We start from the raw sequence: 19,196 nt of genomic DNA, 5'->3' as shown, positions 1-19,196 counted from the left end.
TTTGGTGCTCCTTATTTCTTTGGAAGCAATCCTGCCCGTCGTAAAAGGGCTTCCGGGGCAGCTTCTTTTCCTCTGAAGCGTTTGTAGAGGGTCAATGGATGCTCTGTCCCTCCCTGGGAAAGTATCGTGTCCCTGAACTTTTTAGCGGTTTCCCTGTCAAAAATGCCATTTTCTGTAAAAAATTCAAAAGCATCGGCATCCAGTACTTCGGCCCATTTGTAGGAGTAGTAACCGGCAGCATAACCGCCCTGGAAAATATGTGAGAATGATGTGCTCATACAGTTCTCCTTTACTTCGGGGAAAAGTTGTGTGGGCTCAAAGACTTTGTCTTCATGCGCTTTCACATCTGTTATTCCTGAAGGATCTTTACTGTGCCAGCTCATGTCCAGCATTCCAAAACTTAGCTGTCTTAGAGTGGCCATTCCTTCATGAAAAGTGGCCGAATCTTTTATTTTTTCAATAAGCTCATCGGGAATAACCTCCCCTGTCTCGTAATGTTTGGCAAAAAGCTTAAGAGCATCTTTTTCATAGCACCAGTTTTCGAGTACCTGACTAGGAAGTTCAACGAAATCCCAAAAAACGTTAGTTCCCGAAATGCTTGGGTAAATTGTGTTTGCCAACATGCCGTGCAGGGCGTGGCCGAATTCGTGGAAAAGGGTGGTAACCTCGTTAAACGTGAGCAGGGATGGTTCCTCGTCTGTAGGTTTAGTGAAGTTGCAGACAATGGAAATATGCGGCCGCTCATTTTTATCGTGCTGGTGGTACTGCGATTTGTATGAAGTCATCCAAGCTCCGCCGCGCTTGCCTTCCCGTGGATGGAAATCTGCATAGAAAAGAGCGATCTCATTATCGTTCTCATCTGTAACCAAGTAGGTTGTAACTTCGGGGTGATAAACTTCAACTTCAAAAACCTGTTTGAATTTTAATCCGTAAAGTTTTTCTGCCACTATAAAAACTCCGTTGATCACATTATTCAGTTCAAAATATGGTTTCAGTTGTTCGTCATCAAGGTCAAAAAGTTTTTGCTTCAGCTTTTCTGAATAATAGGCGGCATCCCATTTTTGAAGTTGATCTAATTTGTCCAGGTCTTTGGCGAAATCTTCAAGCTCTTTAAATTCATTTTCGGCTGCCGGTTTAGCTTTATCCAAAAGTTCTTCCATGAAAGAATTCACTTTTTCGGGAGTTTCGGCCATTCTTTCCTCCAGTTTAAAATGGGCGTAAGTTGGATAACCGAGAAGATTAGCTTTCTTATGACGCAGCTTTACAATTTGCAGTACATTCTCCCGATTGTCCAGTTTATCACCGTGAAATCCTTTTGCACCAAAAGCTATCGCCAGTTCCTTGCGAAGTTCCCGGTTTTTAGCATATTTCATAAATGGAATGTAGCTGGGATAGTGGAGATTAAAGATCCAGCCTTCTTTATTTTTTTCTTTGGCCAGCATTCGTGCTGCGGTTCTCACACCTTTGGGTAGGCCATCAAGATCTTCTTCCCTGGTGATATGAAGTTCATATTTGTTAGTTTCTGCCAAAACATTTTCCCCAAAGTTGAGACTCAAGGCAGCAAGTTTTTTGTCTAGGTCGCGAAGTTCCTGCTTTTTCTCCGGATCCAGGTTAGCTCCGTTACGTTTGAACATCTTGTACTTCTTGTCCAGTAGGGTACTTTGCTCTACGTTGAGGTTTAGCGAATCTTTTTGTTTATAGACCTCTTTTACTTTTCGGAAAAGTTCCGGATCCTGGATAATATCATTTTTAAAGTCGGTAAGCACCGGGGAGATCTCCTGTGCCAGCTTTTGGATCTCATCGTTGGTCTCGGCGGAATTAATATTAAAGAAAATACTTGTAATTCGATCCAGCTGTTCCCCCGCAAATTCCAGGGCTTCCACCGTGTTTTCAAAAGTGGGAGGTTCATTTGAGGCAGTGATCTTCCTTATATCTTCCTTAGCCTCTTTAATGGCTTCTTCTATGGCAGGTTTGTAATGTTCAGTTTTTATCTTCATGAATGGAGCTGTATCAAACGGCTCCAAAAGTGGATTTCCTTTTATCATAATCACTTATATTGTAACGTTAAGAAACGTATTTTAACAAATTTTTTTAAAAACGTTCGGAAAGTTCTAAAATAATTCTTTACTTCACATGATCTAAAATATAAAGATAGTAGCTTTTAGGTTTTTGATTAATATATTTAGAATGGTTAATAAATACTATTAAAACAACAAGATGCTACTTAAAAGCCACGTGAAAACGTGGCTTTACTTTTTTACATTTTTGGAACCTTCAAGAACTTTCTGCTTTAAGCTTTCCTTATAATCTATAATTTTTTGGAGGATCTGGTTATCGGAACTACCAAGAATTTGTGCAGCGAGAATTCCTGCATTTTTCGCGCCATTTAAGGCCACCGTTGCCACGGGAACTCCGCCGGGCATTTGAAGAATAGAAAGGACAGAGTCCCATCCATCTATAGAATTACTGGATTTAACGGGAACTCCAATCACCGGAAGAGGTGAAAGGGAAGCGATCATCCCCGGGAGATGGGCCGCACCGCCTGCTCCTGCTATGATCACATTGATCCCGCGGGTATGAGCATTTTTGCCGTAGTCAAAAAGCTTATCGGGTGTACGGTGAGCAGAAACTATGTCAACTTCTACCTCTATTCCAAAAGATTTCAAAATATCTATTGACTCCTGCATTACCGGCATATCGCTGGTACTGCCCATGATGATCCCTACTTTGCTCATTGATTTGAAGTTGAGACCTACAGGTTTTTGACACTCCTGTGAGGTCTGTTATTAAATTTTATTCGCTTATTACTTTAATGGTATTTTTCACCTCTTCGGCAATTCTTCTGGCTTCAGCAAGATCGGCATTTACGATAGTTACATGGCCCATTTTTCTGAAAGGTCTGGTGACCTTCTTTCCGTAGATATGAGGGGTAACCCCTTTTAGCTTCAGAATGTCCGAAATGTTCTTGTAAACGACTTTTCCGGTATAACCTTCTTCACCCACCAGGTTGACCATTATGCCGCCGGTCTTACTCTCGGTTTCTCCTAGAGGAAGATCGAGAATTGCTCTTAAATGCTGTTCGAATTGGTTGGTAAATGCAGCTTCTATACTATAGTGGCCGCTGTTGTGCGGGCGCGGAGCCACTTCATTGACCAAAATTTCATCATCTTCTGTCTGAAACATTTCCACGGCCAGTAATCCAACGTGCTGATAAGCCTCGGAAACTTTTTTGGCCACTTTTCGGGCTTTTTCGGCTACAGAAGCATCAATTCGGGCAGGACATATTACATATTCCACCTGGTTTGCTTCAGGATGAAACTCCATTTCCACCACCGGATAAGTTCTCACTTCTCCTGATGGATTTCGTGCCACGATCACTGCCAGTTCATTCTTGAAGGGGATTAGATCTTCGGCTATGCAGGGAGTTTCGGGTAATTCTTCGGCAGTATTTGCGTTTTTAATTACACTCACACCCTTCCCGTCGTAGCCTCCGGTAGTACTTTTCCAAACTAAAGGTAAGAAAAGATCTCCTTTTTGGAGACCTTCTAAAAATGCCTTTTTTGAAGAGTATTTTTTATAGGGAGCAGTGGGAATACCGTGCTTCTCAAAAAAATCTTTTTGAATACCCTTATCCTGTATCTTCTTCAGGGTTTTTGAAGAGGGATAAACTTTTATTCCTTCAGATTCAAGTTTTTCAAGTGCCTCAACATTCACTCCTTCAATTTCGAAGGTGAGTACATCTGCTTTTCTTCCGAAGTTCACAACCGTCTCAAAATCCATAAGATCGCCCTGTGTAAATTCATCGCAGGCAATTCTGCAGGGAGCTTCAGCACTGGGATCGAGCACTACTGTTCTAATGTCAAACTTGCGTGTTTCATAAAGCAGCATTTTTCCTAATTGGCCTCCGCCAAGAATTCCGAGGGTAAAATCTGAAGAAAAATAGTTGATCATTAATGAGGTATTTCAGCAAAAATAATTTTAAAAATCTGAAATGCCGCAAGATTCGGTTATAAATGCACAGGGTTTAGCATCCTGAGTTGAATGGAATATGTATCTTTGCTTCCCAAAAATATTTTTGTTTTGGTACAACTACACGATTTAAAATTCACACCTTTTATTTCTGAAGCCGAGATCAACACAGGCATCGAAAAAGTGGCAGCGCAGGTAAACGCCGATTTTGAAGGAAAGAACCCGGTTTTCCTGGGCGTCCTTAATGGAGCTTTCCTCTTTGCAGCCGAACTTATCAAAAGATTCAAAGGAGACTGTGAGGTTAATTTTGTGAAGCTGAGGTCTTACGAAGGTACAGATACTACCGGAAATGTAGAATCGCTCATGGGGCTTACACAGCCTCTAAAAGGCCGAAATGTGATCGTGATTGAAGATATTGTTGATACCGGGAACACCCTGGTAAGTATTGATAAAATTCTTAAGAAGGAAAAAGTGAACCAGTATAAGGTCGCGACTTTGTTTTACAAACCTGCGTCTTATAAAAAATCTCTTGCCATAGATTATGTTGGTTTGGAAATTCCGAATGATTTTATAGTAGGATATGGATTGGATTATAACGGTCTGGGAAGGAATCTTACCCAGGTTTATAAACTTAAAAATACTAAAATGACAAACCTCGTGTTGTTTGGACCTCCTGGAGCAGGAAAAGGAACCCAGGCGTCAATTCTTAAAGACCATTACAATCTAAGGCATATCTCTACCGGAGATGTTTTTAGGTATAACATAAAGAATGAAACGGAACTTGGAAAGCTTGCCAAAGCCTATATGGATAAAGGCCAGCTAGTACCCGACAGTGTTACCATCGACATGCTTAAAGCTGAAGTAAGGCAGACAAAAGAAGGTAATGGTTTTATATTTGACGGTTTTCCACGTACAGTTGCACAAGCCGAAGCTCTTGAGGAATTTCTAAACGAGGAGGGAACCGAGGTAAGTGCGATGATCGCGCTTGAAGTAGATGATGAGATCCTCGTGGAGCGTTTACTTGAACGTGGAAAGACCTCTGGCAGGCCAGATGACGCCAACGAACTTGTGATTCGCAAGAGGATTAAGATTTATTACGAAGAAACTGCTATCTTGAAGCAGTTCTATTTGAAACAGGAAAAATATTACGGAATAAATGGTGTAGGCTCTATTGAAGAGATCACTGCACGATTAAAGAAAGCTATTGACCAGCTGGTTTAAGACCCGTGGGTAAAGAAAAATGTCATGACTGAAGGGAATTTTGTTGATTACGTTAAGATCCACGTAAGCTCCGGGAACGGAGGAAAAGGATCTGCTCACCTGCACCGCGAAAAATATGTTGCCAAAGGAGGTCCCGATGGTGGAGACGGTGGTAGGGGAGGTCATGTGATCCTCAAAGGAAACAAAAACCTCTGGACACTTTTCCATTTAAAATTTAAAAGGCATGTAAAAGCCGAGCACGGGGAACATGGAAGTAAACAGCGAAGTACCGGTGCCGAGGGTAAGGATGAGATCATAGAAGTACCTCTTGGTACAGTGATTCGTGATACCGAGACCCAGAATATTCTTCATGAAATAACAGAGGATGGGCAGGAGATAATTATTGCCGAAGGTGGAAAAGGCGGACTTGGAAACTGGCATTTTAAATCTTCTACTAACCAGACTCCGCGATATGCTCAACCTGGTATTCCCGGGGAAGAGAATGATGTGACGCTTGAATTGAAAATTCTGGCAGATGTTGGACTTGTAGGTTTTCCTAATGCAGGAAAATCAACTTTGCTCTCAGTCATTACTGCCGCCAAACCAAAAATTGCCGATTACGAATTCACTACTCTTAAACCCAACCTTGGAATTGTAGAGTATCGCGATTTTAAAACATTTGTAGTTGCCGATATACCGGGAATCATTGAAGGGGCTGCGGAAGGTAAAGGTATTGGTCATAGATTCCTTAGACATATAGAGCGGAATTCTACTTTACTGTTTCTTATTCCCGCTGATGCAAAGGATATCAACAATCAATATGAGATCCTTGTAGACGAATTGAGACGCTACAATCCCGAAATGCTGGATAAGGACAGGCTTATCGCTATCTCAAAAAGTGATATGCTGGACAGTGAACTAAAACAGGAACTTAAGTTGGAACTTGATCAAGTTCTTGACACACCATATCTGTTTATTTCTTCTGTTGCCCAACAAGGTCTAACCGAACTAAAGGATAAACTTTGGGAAATGTTGAATAGGGAACCTGTTTAAATCCTGTTAATCTCTTAATATTCAGAGGTGTTTTCTTTAAATTTAAAAAAAACACCTTATGAGAACTCTTAAACTAATTCTTGTTTGTGCAGTAATCTATTCCTGTGGCGGTCCACGTACAGTTTATGATTACGATGAGCAGGCAAATTTCAATTCCTATTCTTCAATAGCCGTATATCCTGAAATAAGGACAGGCCTCAGTGAACTTGACGAAAGACGACTTCTTTCAAGTGTAGAAAGTTTTCTGGCTTCCAAGAATTTGGCAGCAACCGGCGATCCTGATCTCTACCTTAATGTTTATACCGAGCAATATCAGGAACCTAGCCGCACTAATGTAGGATTAGGGATAGGAGGAACCGGTAGGAATGTTGGAGTGGGAGTGAGCGGAGGAATACCTTTGGGTGGACCCGAAACATTTCTAAGGCTTACTTTTGATCTTATTGATGTGGAAAATGATGCCCTGGTTTGGCAGGCTGTAGTCGACAGTAAATTTGATTTTGACTGGAGACCTGAGGAAAGGGAGCAGCATTTTGCTAAAATTGTGGAGGAAGCTATGGTAGGTTATCCTCCAAAAAGGTGATTTATGCTTTTCATTTTTTGCAAAATAAAAAGGCCCCGATCTCCCGGGGCCTTCTTTTTGGTTGGTTAGTTGTGTAATCTAATTCTCGTCCTGCTCTTCAGCTTCAGGTTGGTCCTGTAAATAAGGTGTACTTCCGGTTATTTCCGTGAATTCACTTCTTCGGTTTTTGGCATATTCAGCCTCAGTACACATGTTAGGTCTTGTACAGTCGTTTAACGGTACTTCTTCACCATATCCTTTAGACTCAAGTCTATCTCTGCTTATTCCCTGGCTTACCAGATATTCAAGTGTAGATTCTGCACGACGTTGGGAAAGATCCATGTTGTACTTATCAGAGCCACGAGCATCTGCATGAGATCCGATTTCTATTCTAAGCATTGGATAATTCTTCATGATCTCGGCAACACGGTTAAGAGTTGGTTTAGATTCCGGCTTAATAGTTGCTTTATCGAAGTCGAAGTAGATGTTACCAACTCCGGCGATCTGTCTTCTACCTGTTTCAGGATTGATCTCCATTTCTTCTTTTGGAAGAATTGGTGGTGTGTAATCCTCTCTTGTAAAAGCATAAAGGTTATCAGATCCTCTTCTATTAGAAGCAAGGTATCCCTTTTCTTCACCTTCTTTCAGTACAAATGCGAAATCATCGAATTCACTGTTTAACGAGTTTCCAAGGTTTTGGACTTCACCAAAGGAACCATTCTGCTGCTCACTTTTGAAGATGTCCAAATTCCCGTAGCCCATGTGACCATCAGATGTGAAATATAAAGTACCATCATTTGCGATGTAAGGGAACTGCTCACGATGAGCAGTATTTACATTAGGTCCAAGGTTAACAGGTTCTCCGAATGTTCCATCTTCATTAACAGCTACGCTGTAGATGTCAAATGATCCCATAGATCCCGGCATGTCACTTGCAAAATACAAAGTTGAGCCATCCTCACTTAACGTAGGGTGTTCTACAGAATATTGATCGCTTGTGAAAGGCAATGCTTCGATGTTGGTCCACTCTCCATCAACAAGCTCTGCACGGTAGATCCTTATCGTTGCAACAGGTACTTCTGCCCAATCAACCTTAACTCTTCTAGAATTGGTTCTGTCAAAGTACATAGTTTGTCCATCACTGGAAAAAGCGGCTGAACTCTCGTGAGTGTCTGTATTGATCTTATTATTGAATAATTCAATGTTGCTCAACTTTCCTTCATCGTCGATATTAGCCAGGTAAAGATCAAGATAAGGCTTCTTGTTCCAGGCGTAAATAGGACGATCCTGATTACGGGTAGAGGCAAAAACGATGCGGTCTCCCATAAAAGTGATCCCGAAGTCTGATGACGCTGCATTCTGCATTACCTGGTTTGTAGTGTAGGTATGAGATACGGCAGTGTCAAGTTTCGCAGTCCACTCTTCAAAATCTACAGTTTTGTTATAGTACTCGCTAAAGTACTCATCGGCTTCCTCATCTTGTCCGGTAGCACGCAGAGCGTGTGCAAACCTGAATGAATATTCAGGAGCAACCGTTCCATCATTGTACTTAAGAAAAAGATCGCGATAGGTTTCCGCTGCATTTCCCATTCTATTGGTAAAGAAATAAGAATCGCCCAATCTTTGGAGGACTTCCTGATCTTTATCCTGAACCAACCGGTATGCTTCAGAAGCATCCATGTAGGCTCTTTGATTATATAGGCGGTTAGCTTTCTTTACCTGCGAACTCTGGGCCATGGCCGAGAATCCAATAAGGATAGCTAAAAGTGTCGTATAAAGTTTTTTCATGTTTTTTTAGGTTTTAGAAGAATCTTGGGGATACGTTGTAACCTTTTGAAAGGCCAAGCAGGTCAAGGTCAAACAGCACCATGATTTCATGAGTACCATCATTAAAGTCACCAAGGTTTCCTGTAGTGTAGTCATAGGCGTATCCTATTCTAAGTTCAGGAGTGACTCTAAAATTGACAAGACCACTTACTGTTTCATCAAAGCGGTAAGCAGCACCTACCTCGAACCGATTGTAAAGTAGGACGTTTGCTGTGATGTCAACAGAAAGAGGGGCTCCTTCTACGGCACGGGCCATAAAAGCTGGTTTTAGCTTTAGGTTAGGGTTTAAATCGAACACATAACCTCCAGTTAGGAAGTAGTGAATGTTCTCTTCTCCTAAACGTGCCAACCCTGTTTCATTTTCCAGGTGCTTTGCAGTAAAAAGGTTTGGAGCCGATAAACCAACATAGTATTTATCTCCAAACCAGTAGGCGCCTACCCCAAAGTTTGGGAAAGCTTCACTGATGTTTTGGTTTGCCGCAGGATCGGTAACAGAATTTCCAGTTTCAAGGCCTCTAAGATCAGCATCAAAGAAGGTAACCCCTCCTTTGACCCCAAAAGACAATTTTGAAGTTTCAGTAACAGGAAGAACATACGCTACATCTACGTAAAGATTGTTCTCCTTTACAACATCTCCAATCTCATCATGAACAATGGAGATACCCGCTTCAAGCCTCTCAGTGAGTCCTGTGTGAGCGAAGAAATTCGCTGTTTCAGGTGCTCCGTCTATTCCGGCCCATTGGTTCCTGTAAATACCACCAACGTTAAGCATGCCCAGGTCATCTATCGCATAAGCGGGGTTGATCACGCTCATGTTATACATATACTGGGTATACATTGGATCTTGTTGTGCATTACCCTTTATTGAAAAAAGGGCAATGCAAGCAACTGTAAGAATTTTTATAAAAGAATTTCTCATTTGTTTTGAATGTTTCAAAATTATCTGCTTAAGTACAATTTACCTTGAGTAGGCGCTGTTTGTCCGTCGTTGTAGTACAATATGTAGAAATAAACTCCCACAGGTAATACCCCACTTCCAATCGAGCCTTCAGTAGAAGTTCCATCCCATCCTGGGTTTTCTCCTTTACCAACGTATACTGGCTCTCCCCATCTGTTGTAAATTTCCAACATGTGGTTAGGATATTCCGCAGAGATGCCTGTGATGGCAAAATAGTCGTTAATACCATCCCCATTAGGAGTAAAGATCTCAGGAATAACTATTGGACAGAAGTCAGCAGTCACCGCTAATCTTGTTGAACTTTCACAGCCTTCATCGTTTGTAGAAGTTGCGTAGTAAATAGTGCCGTCTGTAAGTGTAGTCATTCTACTTAATGGATCGGTACTTGTTGCAGTAGCATACCAGGTAATATCTCCATTAGCAGAAACAATCTCTTCAAGATCAGCAAGAGTTCCATCAATAGGAATGCACTCTGCGTTCGACACAAGAACAGGAGCATCTGAATTTGAGAAAGAAACTGTTAAGCTGGCAGCATCAGAGACACAACCGGCAACATTTGTCTGTGTTACGTAATAAGTTCCTTCGGTAAGTTCCTCTGTACTTCCTACTTCGGTTGCTAATGTCTCATCTGAATAAACAGTGAAAGTAGCATCAGCTTCTCCGGTGATATCCAGGTCGGCTATAGTGGCGCCATCAACATCACATTGTGTGAAAGGGGTTACAGTAGGAACTGCTGGACTGTCAGACAAAGTAACTGTTACAGAAGGTCTGTCGTCACAAATTCCTTCAACAGGACCGGCGTAATAAACGCTTCCATCTACAAGAACGGTGGTTACATCAAGTGCTTCTGTAGCATCTGTTGAAGAATACCAAAGAACTCCTGCAGGCATAAGATCGGCCACAGTTGGTTCGCTATCACAGAATGTTTGTTCTGTTACGGTTACTTCAGGACAATTTTGCTCCTGAGTACCTATTACCACAGTAACTGTAGCTGAAGCTGAACATCCATTCTCGCTTGTTACAGTGTAGGTGTAAACTCCTTCTTCATCGGTTGCAGGATCAAAGGTTCCATCAACTTCTTCTCCATCAAAAGTCCAGGTTCCGTCAGCTTCTGGCGTTCCGCCTAGTTCGTCAAAAAGATCAGCCGTTTCGGTAGCATCTTCTTCAAGATTTACTGTAACTGATTGACCTGCGTCTGGATTTTCAAGGACTGTAACCGTAAGTTCGACAGAAGAAGTACAATTTCCTGATCCGAGAGTGTAAATGGTAGTGAAATCCCCGCTCTGGTCTCCTCCCGTATATCTGTCAGCTAACTGTTGAATAGTTGGATTGAAAGTACCATCACGTGAAATTCCCTCGTCCAGTAAGTCTAAATAAAAATTTCTTACCGCAATTACATTTGGAAGCATTTCATCAATATCAGATTGGCAAACTTCTGTTGAATTATCTCCTCCTGCATTAGCATCACCTTCAATAACCTCAATTGTATACACAGCAGAATCCTGACCAGTAACACAATTAATTGATTCATCTACAGTATATGTAAAGGTAAAAGTACCCACACCCGCTTCGGAAGGATTAAACATGTTATTTTCAAGTTCTTCAAAATTACCAGACTGATTAGCATCTGCATTAAGGTATTCTGTAAGATTTAACTCTCCTTCAGAAGAACAGAAGGTAAGAGTAGTTTCTGATCCTGCATTTGCCTCTTCTACATCATTAATAGTAACGGTTAGTTCTGCGGAGTCTACACATTCTCCTTCACCAAGAAAATAGAAGGTGGTGAAATCTCCTGTTTGCTCTTCGTTAACGTATCGGGTGGTAAGTTCACTTAATGGTGGGTCAAAATACCCTGTCCTAGAAACATTTTCATCTAATAGGTTTAGATAAAACCTTCTAACACTTGCGCCTGTATTAAATAGATTGTCTACTTGATCACTGCAAAGAATTCTTTGTTTGTCAGATCCCGCGTTAGCACCTTGTATCACTTCTAATGTATAAGTTGCTGAATCTTCACCTTCTACACAACCAGTTGATGCATCTACAGTGTAAGTGAAAGAAAAAGTACCTACACCTGCTTCGGAAGGATTAAACATGTTATTTTCAAGTTCTTCGAAATAACCGGATTGATTAGCATCTTCATTAAGGTATTCTGTAAGATCTAACTCTCCTTCAGTAGAACAGAAGGTAAGAGTAGTGTCTGAGCCTGCATTTGCTTCTTCTACATCGTTTACAGTAATAGATAGTTCTGTAGAGCCTGAGCACTGCCCTTCACCTACTGTGTAAGTTGTTGAAAAGGTTCCAATTGGATTTTCGACAAATTGAGCTATTAAAATCTCTAACGATGGAGAAAATTCTCCGCCTTCATTAACATCTTCTCCTAATAAGGAATTAAATAATTCCAGAACTTCAGCTTCGGTCATATCTTCAACTTCAGTTATGCAGTACTGCAAAGCAACATCTCCTCCTGCATTAGCATCACCTTCAATAACCTCAACTGTATACGTGGCAGAATCCTGACCGGTTACACAATTAATTGATTCATCAACAGTGTATGTAAAGGTAAAAGTACCCACGCCCGCTTCGGAAGGATTAAACATATTGTTATTAAGTTCCTCGAAATAACCAGACTGATTAGCATCTTCATTAAGGTATTCTGTAAGATCTAACTCTCCTTCAGAAGAACAGAAGGTAAGAGTAGTTTCTGATCCTGCATTTGCCTCTTCTACATCATTAATAGTAACGGTTAGTTCTGCGGAGTCTACACATTCTCCTTCACCAAGAAAATAGAAGGTGGTGAAATCTCCTGTTTGCTCTTCGTTAACGTATCGGGTGGTAAGTTCACTTAATGGTGGGTCAAAATACCCTGTCCTAGAAACATTTTCATCTAATAGGTTTAGATAAAACCTTCTAACACTTGCGCCTGTATTAAATAGATTGTCTACTTGATCACTGCAAAGAATTCTTTGTTTGTCAGATCCCGCGTTAGCACCTTGTATCACTTCTAATGTATAAGTTGCTGAATCTTCACCTTCTACACAACCAGTTGATGCATCTACAGTGTAAGTGAAAGAAAAAGTACCTACACCTGCTTCGGAAGGATTAAACATGTTATTTTCAAGTTCTTCGAAATAACCGGATTGATTAGCATCTTCATTAAGGTATTCTGTAAGATCTAACTCTCCTTCAGTAGAACAGAAGGTAAGAGCAGTTTCAGAACCCGCATTTGCTTCTTCTAAATCATTGATGGTAACGGTAAGCTCTGCAGAATCTTCACATGCAGTACCTAAGCCAACAGTATAAATTGTTCTGAAATCACCAATGTTATTTTCTACATATTGCGCTATCAGTTCTTCAATAGAAGGTTCGAAAGAACCACCTTCCGTACCACCAGCCAGTGCTACATAGAATGCTCTAACATCCTCAGGAGTTTCTTCGAACAACATAGGTATGTCTGAAATACAGATAGTAGTGGAATTGTCTGTAACTTCACCTCCTTCAATTATTGTAAGAGAAATTTCAGCAGAATCTTCGCATTCTGTTCCTTCACCAATGATATAGGTGGTTGAAACTTCAATAGGACCACCGGTTTGATATTGAGTAATTAGTGATGTTAAAGGATCTCCAGTAAAATTGCCATTGGTATCTCTGTCTCCAATCCATTCCGCAAAGAAGATATCCGGATCCGGGGTGGGATCTGTCGATAAATATTCAGTCACTAAATCTACAATTTCAGATTTGCAGAAAACTAAATCCGCATCATCACCTGCATTCCCGCTTTCGAGGACTGTTACGGCAATTTCTGCAGAATCTGCACATTGATCTGTACCACCACTATAGGTTGTACTGTAAGTTCCTGTTCCGTCTCCGCTATTAAAGGCAGCTGTTATTTCAGCAACAGTTTGTGCAGAGAAAGTACCATCAGTATCAGCATCCTCACTTAATAATGACAGTAAAAGATTACGTGTATCGGTTTCGGTTAATGAGTCAGGTAATTCGGCACGACATACAGTTGTAGTAATATTATCTTCTCCGGCATTAAAGTCTTCCTCTATGGTAAAAGATAGTGCTACACTATCTTCACACCCTCCTTCAGTAGTAATAGTATAGGTCGTTGAAAAGCTTCTAATTCCACTCTGATATTGTGAAATAACTTCATCGATGCCTAGATTTTCAAAAATTCCATCAGTTGGAACGGTAGACCCCAGTTGCTCTGTAAAAAGTTCTCTTACCAATTGATCTGCAGGAGTACTTTCAAGACGACTGTCGATCTCAGACTGGCAATAGATGCCATCCCCAACTTGTTCCCCAGCATCTAAATTTTGAACTTCAACTATAACAGGTGTAACATTACTTTCACATGGAGGAAAAGGACTATTTCTGTCATTTACTATTTGAGTAGCATAGTAAGTTTGGCCATTAATGAGTTGAATGTCATTAGCTAATGGGGAATTGGCAGCTGCTGTTCTATACCATCTAATGGCTTGAGTGTTATCATAAGTCCCTTCTGCCTGTAAATCTGCCACAGTAGCTCCCTCACAAAAAACTTGAGGAGAAGTTGCTACTGGAGGAACTGGGGTAATAGGATTATATCCAACTGCAGCTCTCAAGGACGGGCATCCGGCTGTGCCGGTTGACGGCACCTGTGCAACAAAATAACTCTCACCCGGGGTGAGTTCGCCTTCAGCTTCGTTAGTGCCAAATTGAGTAGTGTAAACCTCTACTTGATAACCGGTCCGGGTAGCATTAAAGTAAATTGCCAGATCATCTGCTGTAAAATTAGTAGATGAACAAGGAGTTATTTCGAAACTAGGACTGTTTGGAAAAATAGTGTTGGTTGGCCGTTCTACAACGTTTACCGTTACAGTTACAGCAATACGCTCGCAATCTCCAGATGTTCCACCTATATAATAGGTTACTCCATCAGTTAAAAGCTCATCTTCCGGAATTGGTTGAGTGTCGTTAACATTGTCAGCAGTTTGATAAACTGCACTTCCATCTGTAACAATATCACCTATTGTCTGTAAATAACAAAAGGATTGTTCGGAGTCAGTACCACCCGGAGTAGGACATCCTTCCTGTCCATACATCGTGGTTCCGCTAAATAAAAATAAGGCAAAAAAGAGTAATGGTACTCCCTTCTTACCTAGAGTAAAAATTCGCATAGGCTTTAAGTGTTAAATTTAATCAATTTGTATTTATGGTTTTCATGGTTCAAATATACAGTATACATGCATATTAAAACTTAAACTCCTGTTAAGGCAGAGTTCAAGAGGGGCGCAGCAATGAGCTGTTTAATACGTTGAAGTAGGGGACGTTAAAAGTACAATTTTTTCATTAATAATATTTTTTTAGGAGTTTTTTTACATGCATAAAGTTAAAAAAGTTATTTGTCGAACAAATTGAACTCACAGTTGGACATAGGAACTGCCTTTTTGTTACAAATAATCCTATTATTTTTTTAAATAATTCTAAAGCCAGTCTTTCTGCGTATTGCTTTATATTTACTCAAAAAATAGAAAAATGCGGCTACATTTTATAGCAATTGGTGGTAGCGCGATGCATAATCTTGCTCTCGCACTACATCATAAAGGATATACAATAACCGGGAGTGATGATATGATTTATGAACCTTCCAGATCCAGACTTGAAAAGGAAGGGCTTCTCCCAGGTGAATACGGTTGGTTTAAGGAAAAAATCACAGAAGAAATTGATGCCGTTATACTGGGTATGCACGCCAGAGAAGATAACCCCGAACTGGAAAGAGCCAAACAACTCGGATTGGCAATTTATTCTTATCCGGAATTTTTATATGAGCAGTCAAAAGAAAAAACCAGGGTAGTCATTGGTGGTTCTCACGGTAAGACTACAATTACTTCTATGATTCTCCATGTTCTCAACTACCACCACAAAAATGTGGATTACATGGTAGGAGCACAACTGGAAGGATTTGACACAATGGTTCACCTGACTCAAGAGAATGACTTTATCGTGTTGGAGGGGGATGAATACCTTTCTTCGGCTATAGATCGTCGTCCAAAGTTTCACCTTTATAAACCAAACATAGCTCTGCTTAGCGGAATCGCGTGGGATCACATCAATGTTTTCCCCACTTTAGATGAGTACCTGGAGCAGTTTAAAATTTTTATAGATTCCATAGTTAAAGGAGGTATCCTTGTATATAATGAAGAGGATGAACACCTTAAAAAACTTGTAAAAGAATCTACAAATACCATCAGGAAACACCCATATAAAACTCCAGAGTATCACGTGGAGAATGAACAAACCCTCCTACATACTCCTGAAGGAGACATGCCGGTGTCAATCTTTGGGGAGCACAACCTACAAAATCTGGCAGGCGCAAAATGGATTTGTCAGCATATGGGTATAGACGAAGAAGATTTTTACGAAGCTATTGCCTCTTTTAAAGGAGCATCAAAAAGATTGGAAAAGATTGCCGAAACAAAAAGAACTGTGGTGTATAAAGATTTTGCTCATAGCCCCTCAAAGGTAATGGCTACTACAAAAGCGGTAAAACAACAATATCGCGACAGGCATGTTATAGCTTGCCTGGAATTACACACTTACAGCAGTTTGAACTCAGAATTTCTCCTGCAGTATCAATCGTCTTTGAATACCGCCGATGAAGCTGTAGTTTTCTTTTCTCCTGAAGTTGTGGAAAATAAAAAACTTGATCCTATCTCAAAAGAGCAGATATTAGAATCTTTTTCGAGAAAAGATCTTACTGTATATACCAATCCCTTGGACTTCAAAGAATTTTTAAAAGAACAGGATTATGATAATAAAGTACTCCTGTTGATGAGCAGTGGGAATTATGGAGGTCTGGATTTCGAGGAGATCAAGAACTGGATAACCTAAAATAGCATCTATGAATAGCTTCATTTTGCTATCTTTAAATAAATTGAGCCAATGAAACCTCAAAAATCATCATCTTTTACAATTAAGCATTGGGCAGAGGGAGACCGCCCCAGGGAGAAACTCCTTCAACATGGCAGACAACACCTCAGTGATGCCGAGTTGCTGGCAATTTTAATTGGCTCTGGAAGCAAGAATGAATCTGCAGTCGAGGTGTGCAAAAAAGTACTTTCCAAAGCTGGTGATAATCTTAATGAATTAGGGAGGTTTTCTGTAAACCAGCTAATGGAAGTAAAAGGGATAGGACAGGTGAGGGCTTTAACAATTGTAGCAGCGCTTGAACTTGGCCGTAGGCGCCGCTCTTCTGAAGCTTTGGAAAAGAAGAAGATTTCCTCAAGCACTTCAGTCTTTGAACTTATGCAGCCAAAAATAGGGGAATTGCCTCATGAGGAATTCTGGATCCTTTATCTAAATAATTCGAATAAGGTAATCCAGGAGCTGCCTCTTAGCAAAGGAGGTATAACCGGCACCTTAGTAGATGTTCGGCTGGCATATAAACAAGCATTGAATTTGGGAGCCACGGCCACTATCCTGGTGCATAATCATCCATCAGGGAATCTTAATCCGAGTGCAGCGGATAAACAACTGACTCAAAAATTCAAGACCGCGGGAGAGTCCCTTGATATTAAAGTTCTGGATCATCTCATAATAACCGAAAATTCCTATTTCAGCTTTGCCGATGAAGGCTTGCTGTAAAACCTAATCTATGCTGCTGGTATATACCCAGAAAATCACCCCAAGAATTACATATGTGTTTAAACACGTGTGTACACAAATTTTATGTTTACCGGTAGGTTTCACATCAAAAATTGAAGAATTTGTAGCACATGAAGGAATGAAACTTTCTTATGGCAAACAAAGTTTGGCAAATGAGGTTTTTATTCAGAATGTAGACCTTTTATTGGAGCAGGGAATAAATGATCTTGAGGTAAAGGTACAGGACTGGGATGAGGTACCTTGTTTCTTTGCAGTGGGGGAGGCTAGTTCTATTCCCTTTGATATTTTTGCGGCTTCATTTTACTTACTAAGCAGATATGAAGAGTATCTTCCACATGTAAAAGATGAAGAAGGAAGATTCCAGGCTAGTGAGAGTTTGGCTTTTCAGGAAGGTTTCTTAGAAAAACCCATTATAGATATTTGGGCCCGGAAATTTCAACAGGTCCTTGAGGATAAATTCCCAAATCAAAAATTTCCGAAACGGAATTTTAGCACGCAGACCATAATTGCTGTTACCGAAGCTTATTGCTATAAGAAGAAAGGAATTGTAAGGGTGGTGCTGGGACTGTTCCTGGACCTTTTTAGATTTAAGCCGAAGTACGTATTGCATAGGTTGCAGGTGATGACCAAATTTAAAAAGGATCCCTACGATATCTATTCTAAAGTAATTAGGTTCCTTAAAAAATACGATGTTCCAATGAAGTTTATGTTTCAGTTAAGTGACTTTTCCACATATGACAGAAATATAAATCACAATCGCCTGGAATTCCAAAGTCTTATAAAATCTGTTGCCGATTATGCCGAGGTAGGATTGCAACCGGGATTTTATGCCAACCAAAAATTTGCAGTTTTAAAAGAAGAAAAAAAGCGGCTGGAACAAATAATTAAGAGACCGGTTATAAGTGCTATTAATAACCACTATAACCTGTTGTTGCCCGATACTTATAATCACATGGTGGAACTTGATTTTCAGGACGATTTTTCCATGGGTTATCCCGAAGCTGTGGGCCTGAGGGCGGGAACCTGTACTCCTTTTCTTTTTTACGACCTGAATTTTGAAATAACCACACCTTTATTAATCCATCCCTACGCTATAAATTCTGAAGCTTTTAGTAAATTAAAAGAAAATGAAATAGAGTATAAGGTTCTGGAAATAAAACGACAAATTTCAATGGTAAACGGAAATTTAATTTCGGTATTCACGAATAAAGATTTTTCTGAATACGCCAATGCGAGAAGGAATTTTTCAATTTTAAAGATACTAAATGAAATTCAGTAATATTCGTCATATTTTTTTTGACCTTGACCACACATTATGGGACTTTGACCGCAACTCGGGTTTAGCTTTCAATTCGATTTTTGAAAAGCACAAGATCAAAGTGAGGCTGGAGGAATTTCTCGCCATTTACGCTCCTATTAATGCCGATTACTGGAAGTTGTACCGGGAAGACAAGGTCACTAAAGAAGATCTACGGTATGGCAGGCTGAAGGATTCTTTTGAAGGCATGAAAGTGAACGTTTCAGATTCTCAAATCAAGCAGTTGAGCATAGATTACATTGACCATTTACCACATCATAATTATTTACTTGCAGGCGCGCTGGAAATTCTTGAGTATCTTCAGCCCCAATATGAGCTTCACATTATCACAAATGGTTTTAAAGAAGTTCAACATAAAAAGTTGGAGAGTTCAGGAATTCTCAAGTATTTCAGAACAATTACAACTTCCGAAGATGTTGGAGTTAAAAAACCCCACCAGAGGATCTTTGAAGTAGCTCTGATTAATGCTGCTGCCAAAGTTGATGAAAGTATTATGATAGGTGATAATTTTGAAGCAGATATACTTGGGGCGAAGAATTTTGGAATGCAGGCCATCTTATATAATTATTATAAATCCGAATTTTCTGCAGATCATTACCAGGTGATGGAAATGGAAGAATTAAGGGGCTTTCTGTAATAAGCCGAGACCAATTTCGTTA

General features: G+C 40.3%; 13 protein-coding genes. 7 read left to right on the top strand and 6 right to left on the bottom strand.

Features of this window, described 5'->3' with window-relative positions; genetic code table 11:
• Window positions 1–11: 11 nt before the first annotated feature.
• From LA313_RS13250 to LA313_RS13240, 3 genes are all read right to left on the bottom strand, one after another.
• Window positions 12–2,045, bottom strand: a complete 2,034-nt coding sequence (locus tag LA313_RS13250; RefSeq protein ID WP_228915761.1) for a M3 family metallopeptidase — start codon at window positions 2,043–2,045, stop codon at window positions 12–14.
• Window positions 2,046–2,249: 204 nt separating this feature from the next.
• Window positions 2,250–2,735 carry a 5-(carboxyamino)imidazole ribonucleotide mutase gene (purE, locus tag LA313_RS13245; RefSeq protein WP_228915759.1) on the bottom strand — a complete coding sequence of 162 codons (486 nt, stop codon included), beginning with the start codon at window positions 2,733–2,735 and terminating at the stop codon, window positions 2,250–2,252.
• A 58-nt stretch (window positions 2,736–2,793) separates the two neighbouring features.
• On the bottom strand, window positions 2,794–3,951 hold the full coding sequence (locus LA313_RS13240) for a 5-(carboxyamino)imidazole ribonucleotide synthase (protein WP_228915757.1): 1,158 nt from the start codon (window positions 3,949–3,951) through the stop codon (window positions 2,794–2,796).
• A gap of 90 nt (window positions 3,952–4,041) precedes the next feature.
• Here LA313_RS13240 and LA313_RS13235 point away from each other — a divergent pair, with 90 nt between their 5' ends.
• Genes LA313_RS13235 through LA313_RS13225 form a run of 3 tightly spaced genes read left to right on the top strand, consistent with a single transcriptional unit; the run spans window position 4,042 to window position 6,802 of the window.
• The gene (locus LA313_RS13235; protein WP_228915755.1) at window positions 4,042–5,190 is read left to right on the top strand and encodes an adenylate kinase; all 1,149 of its coding nucleotides are present in this window, start codon (window positions 4,042–4,044) and stop codon (window positions 5,188–5,190) included.
• A 24-nt stretch (window positions 5,191–5,214) separates the two neighbouring features.
• A complete protein-coding gene (gene obgE / locus LA313_RS13230) occupies window positions 5,215–6,222 on the top strand; it encodes a GTPase ObgE (RefSeq protein ID WP_228915753.1) in 1,008 nt (335 codons plus the stop codon).
• Between the two features lie 58 nt (window positions 6,223–6,280).
• The gene (locus LA313_RS13225) at window positions 6,281–6,802 is read left to right on the top strand and encodes a DUF4136 domain-containing protein (RefSeq protein WP_228915751.1); all 522 of its coding nucleotides are present in this window, start codon (window positions 6,281–6,283) and stop codon (window positions 6,800–6,802) included.
• Between the two features lie 78 nt (window positions 6,803–6,880).
• Here LA313_RS13225 and LA313_RS13220 read toward each other — a convergent pair whose 3' ends face one another.
• Genes LA313_RS13220 through LA313_RS13210 form a run of 3 tightly spaced genes read right to left on the bottom strand, consistent with a single transcriptional unit; the run spans window position 6,881 to window position 14,731 of the window.
• Window positions 6,881–8,569, bottom strand: coding sequence for an OmpA family protein (locus LA313_RS13220; RefSeq protein WP_228915749.1), 1,689 nt, complete (start codon window positions 8,567–8,569; stop codon window positions 6,881–6,883).
• Between the two features lie 13 nt (window positions 8,570–8,582).
• Window positions 8,583–9,527 carry a PorP/SprF family type IX secretion system membrane protein gene (locus LA313_RS13215; RefSeq protein WP_228915747.1) on the bottom strand — a complete coding sequence of 315 codons (945 nt, stop codon included), beginning with the start codon at window positions 9,525–9,527 and terminating at the stop codon, window positions 8,583–8,585.
• Between the two features lie 20 nt (window positions 9,528–9,547).
• Window positions 9,548–14,731: a gliding motility-associated C-terminal domain-containing protein gene (locus LA313_RS13210; RefSeq protein WP_228915742.1), complete on the bottom strand. Its 5,184-nt coding sequence runs from the start codon at window positions 14,729–14,731 to the stop codon at window positions 9,548–9,550.
• 358 nt (window positions 14,732–15,089) lie between these two features.
• Here LA313_RS13210 and LA313_RS13205 point away from each other — a divergent pair, with 358 nt between their 5' ends.
• The 4 genes from LA313_RS13205 to LA313_RS13190 are packed head-to-tail and all read left to right on the top strand — an operon-like array spanning window position 15,090 to window position 19,174.
• Window positions 15,090–16,445, top strand: coding sequence for a UDP-N-acetylmuramate--L-alanine ligase (locus LA313_RS13205; RefSeq protein ID WP_228915740.1), 1,356 nt, complete (start codon window positions 15,090–15,092; stop codon window positions 16,443–16,445).
• A 51-nt stretch (window positions 16,446–16,496) separates the two neighbouring features.
• Window positions 16,497–17,198, top strand: coding sequence for a RadC family protein (gene radC, locus LA313_RS13200; RefSeq protein ID WP_228915738.1), 702 nt, complete (start codon window positions 16,497–16,499; stop codon window positions 17,196–17,198).
• A gap of 10 nt (window positions 17,199–17,208) precedes the next feature.
• The gene (locus LA313_RS13195) at window positions 17,209–18,498 is read left to right on the top strand and encodes a polysaccharide deacetylase family protein (RefSeq protein ID WP_228915736.1); all 1,290 of its coding nucleotides are present in this window, start codon (window positions 17,209–17,211) and stop codon (window positions 18,496–18,498) included.
• The gene (locus LA313_RS13190) at window positions 18,485–19,174 is read left to right on the top strand and encodes a YjjG family noncanonical pyrimidine nucleotidase (RefSeq protein ID WP_228915734.1); all 690 of its coding nucleotides are present in this window, start codon (window positions 18,485–18,487) and stop codon (window positions 19,172–19,174) included. Before LA313_RS13195 ends, LA313_RS13190 begins: the two co-directional genes overlap by 14 nt.
• Window positions 19,175–19,196: the final 22 nt, after the last annotated feature.

This window comes from Salinimicrobium sediminilitoris, from assembly GCF_020866905.1.
Classification (GTDB): Bacteria; Bacteroidota; Bacteroidia; order Flavobacteriales; family Flavobacteriaceae; genus Salinimicrobium; species Salinimicrobium sediminilitoris.
The sequence above is the reverse complement of the archived record's forward strand: the minus strand, read 5'-3'. Positions and strand labels throughout refer to the sequence as shown.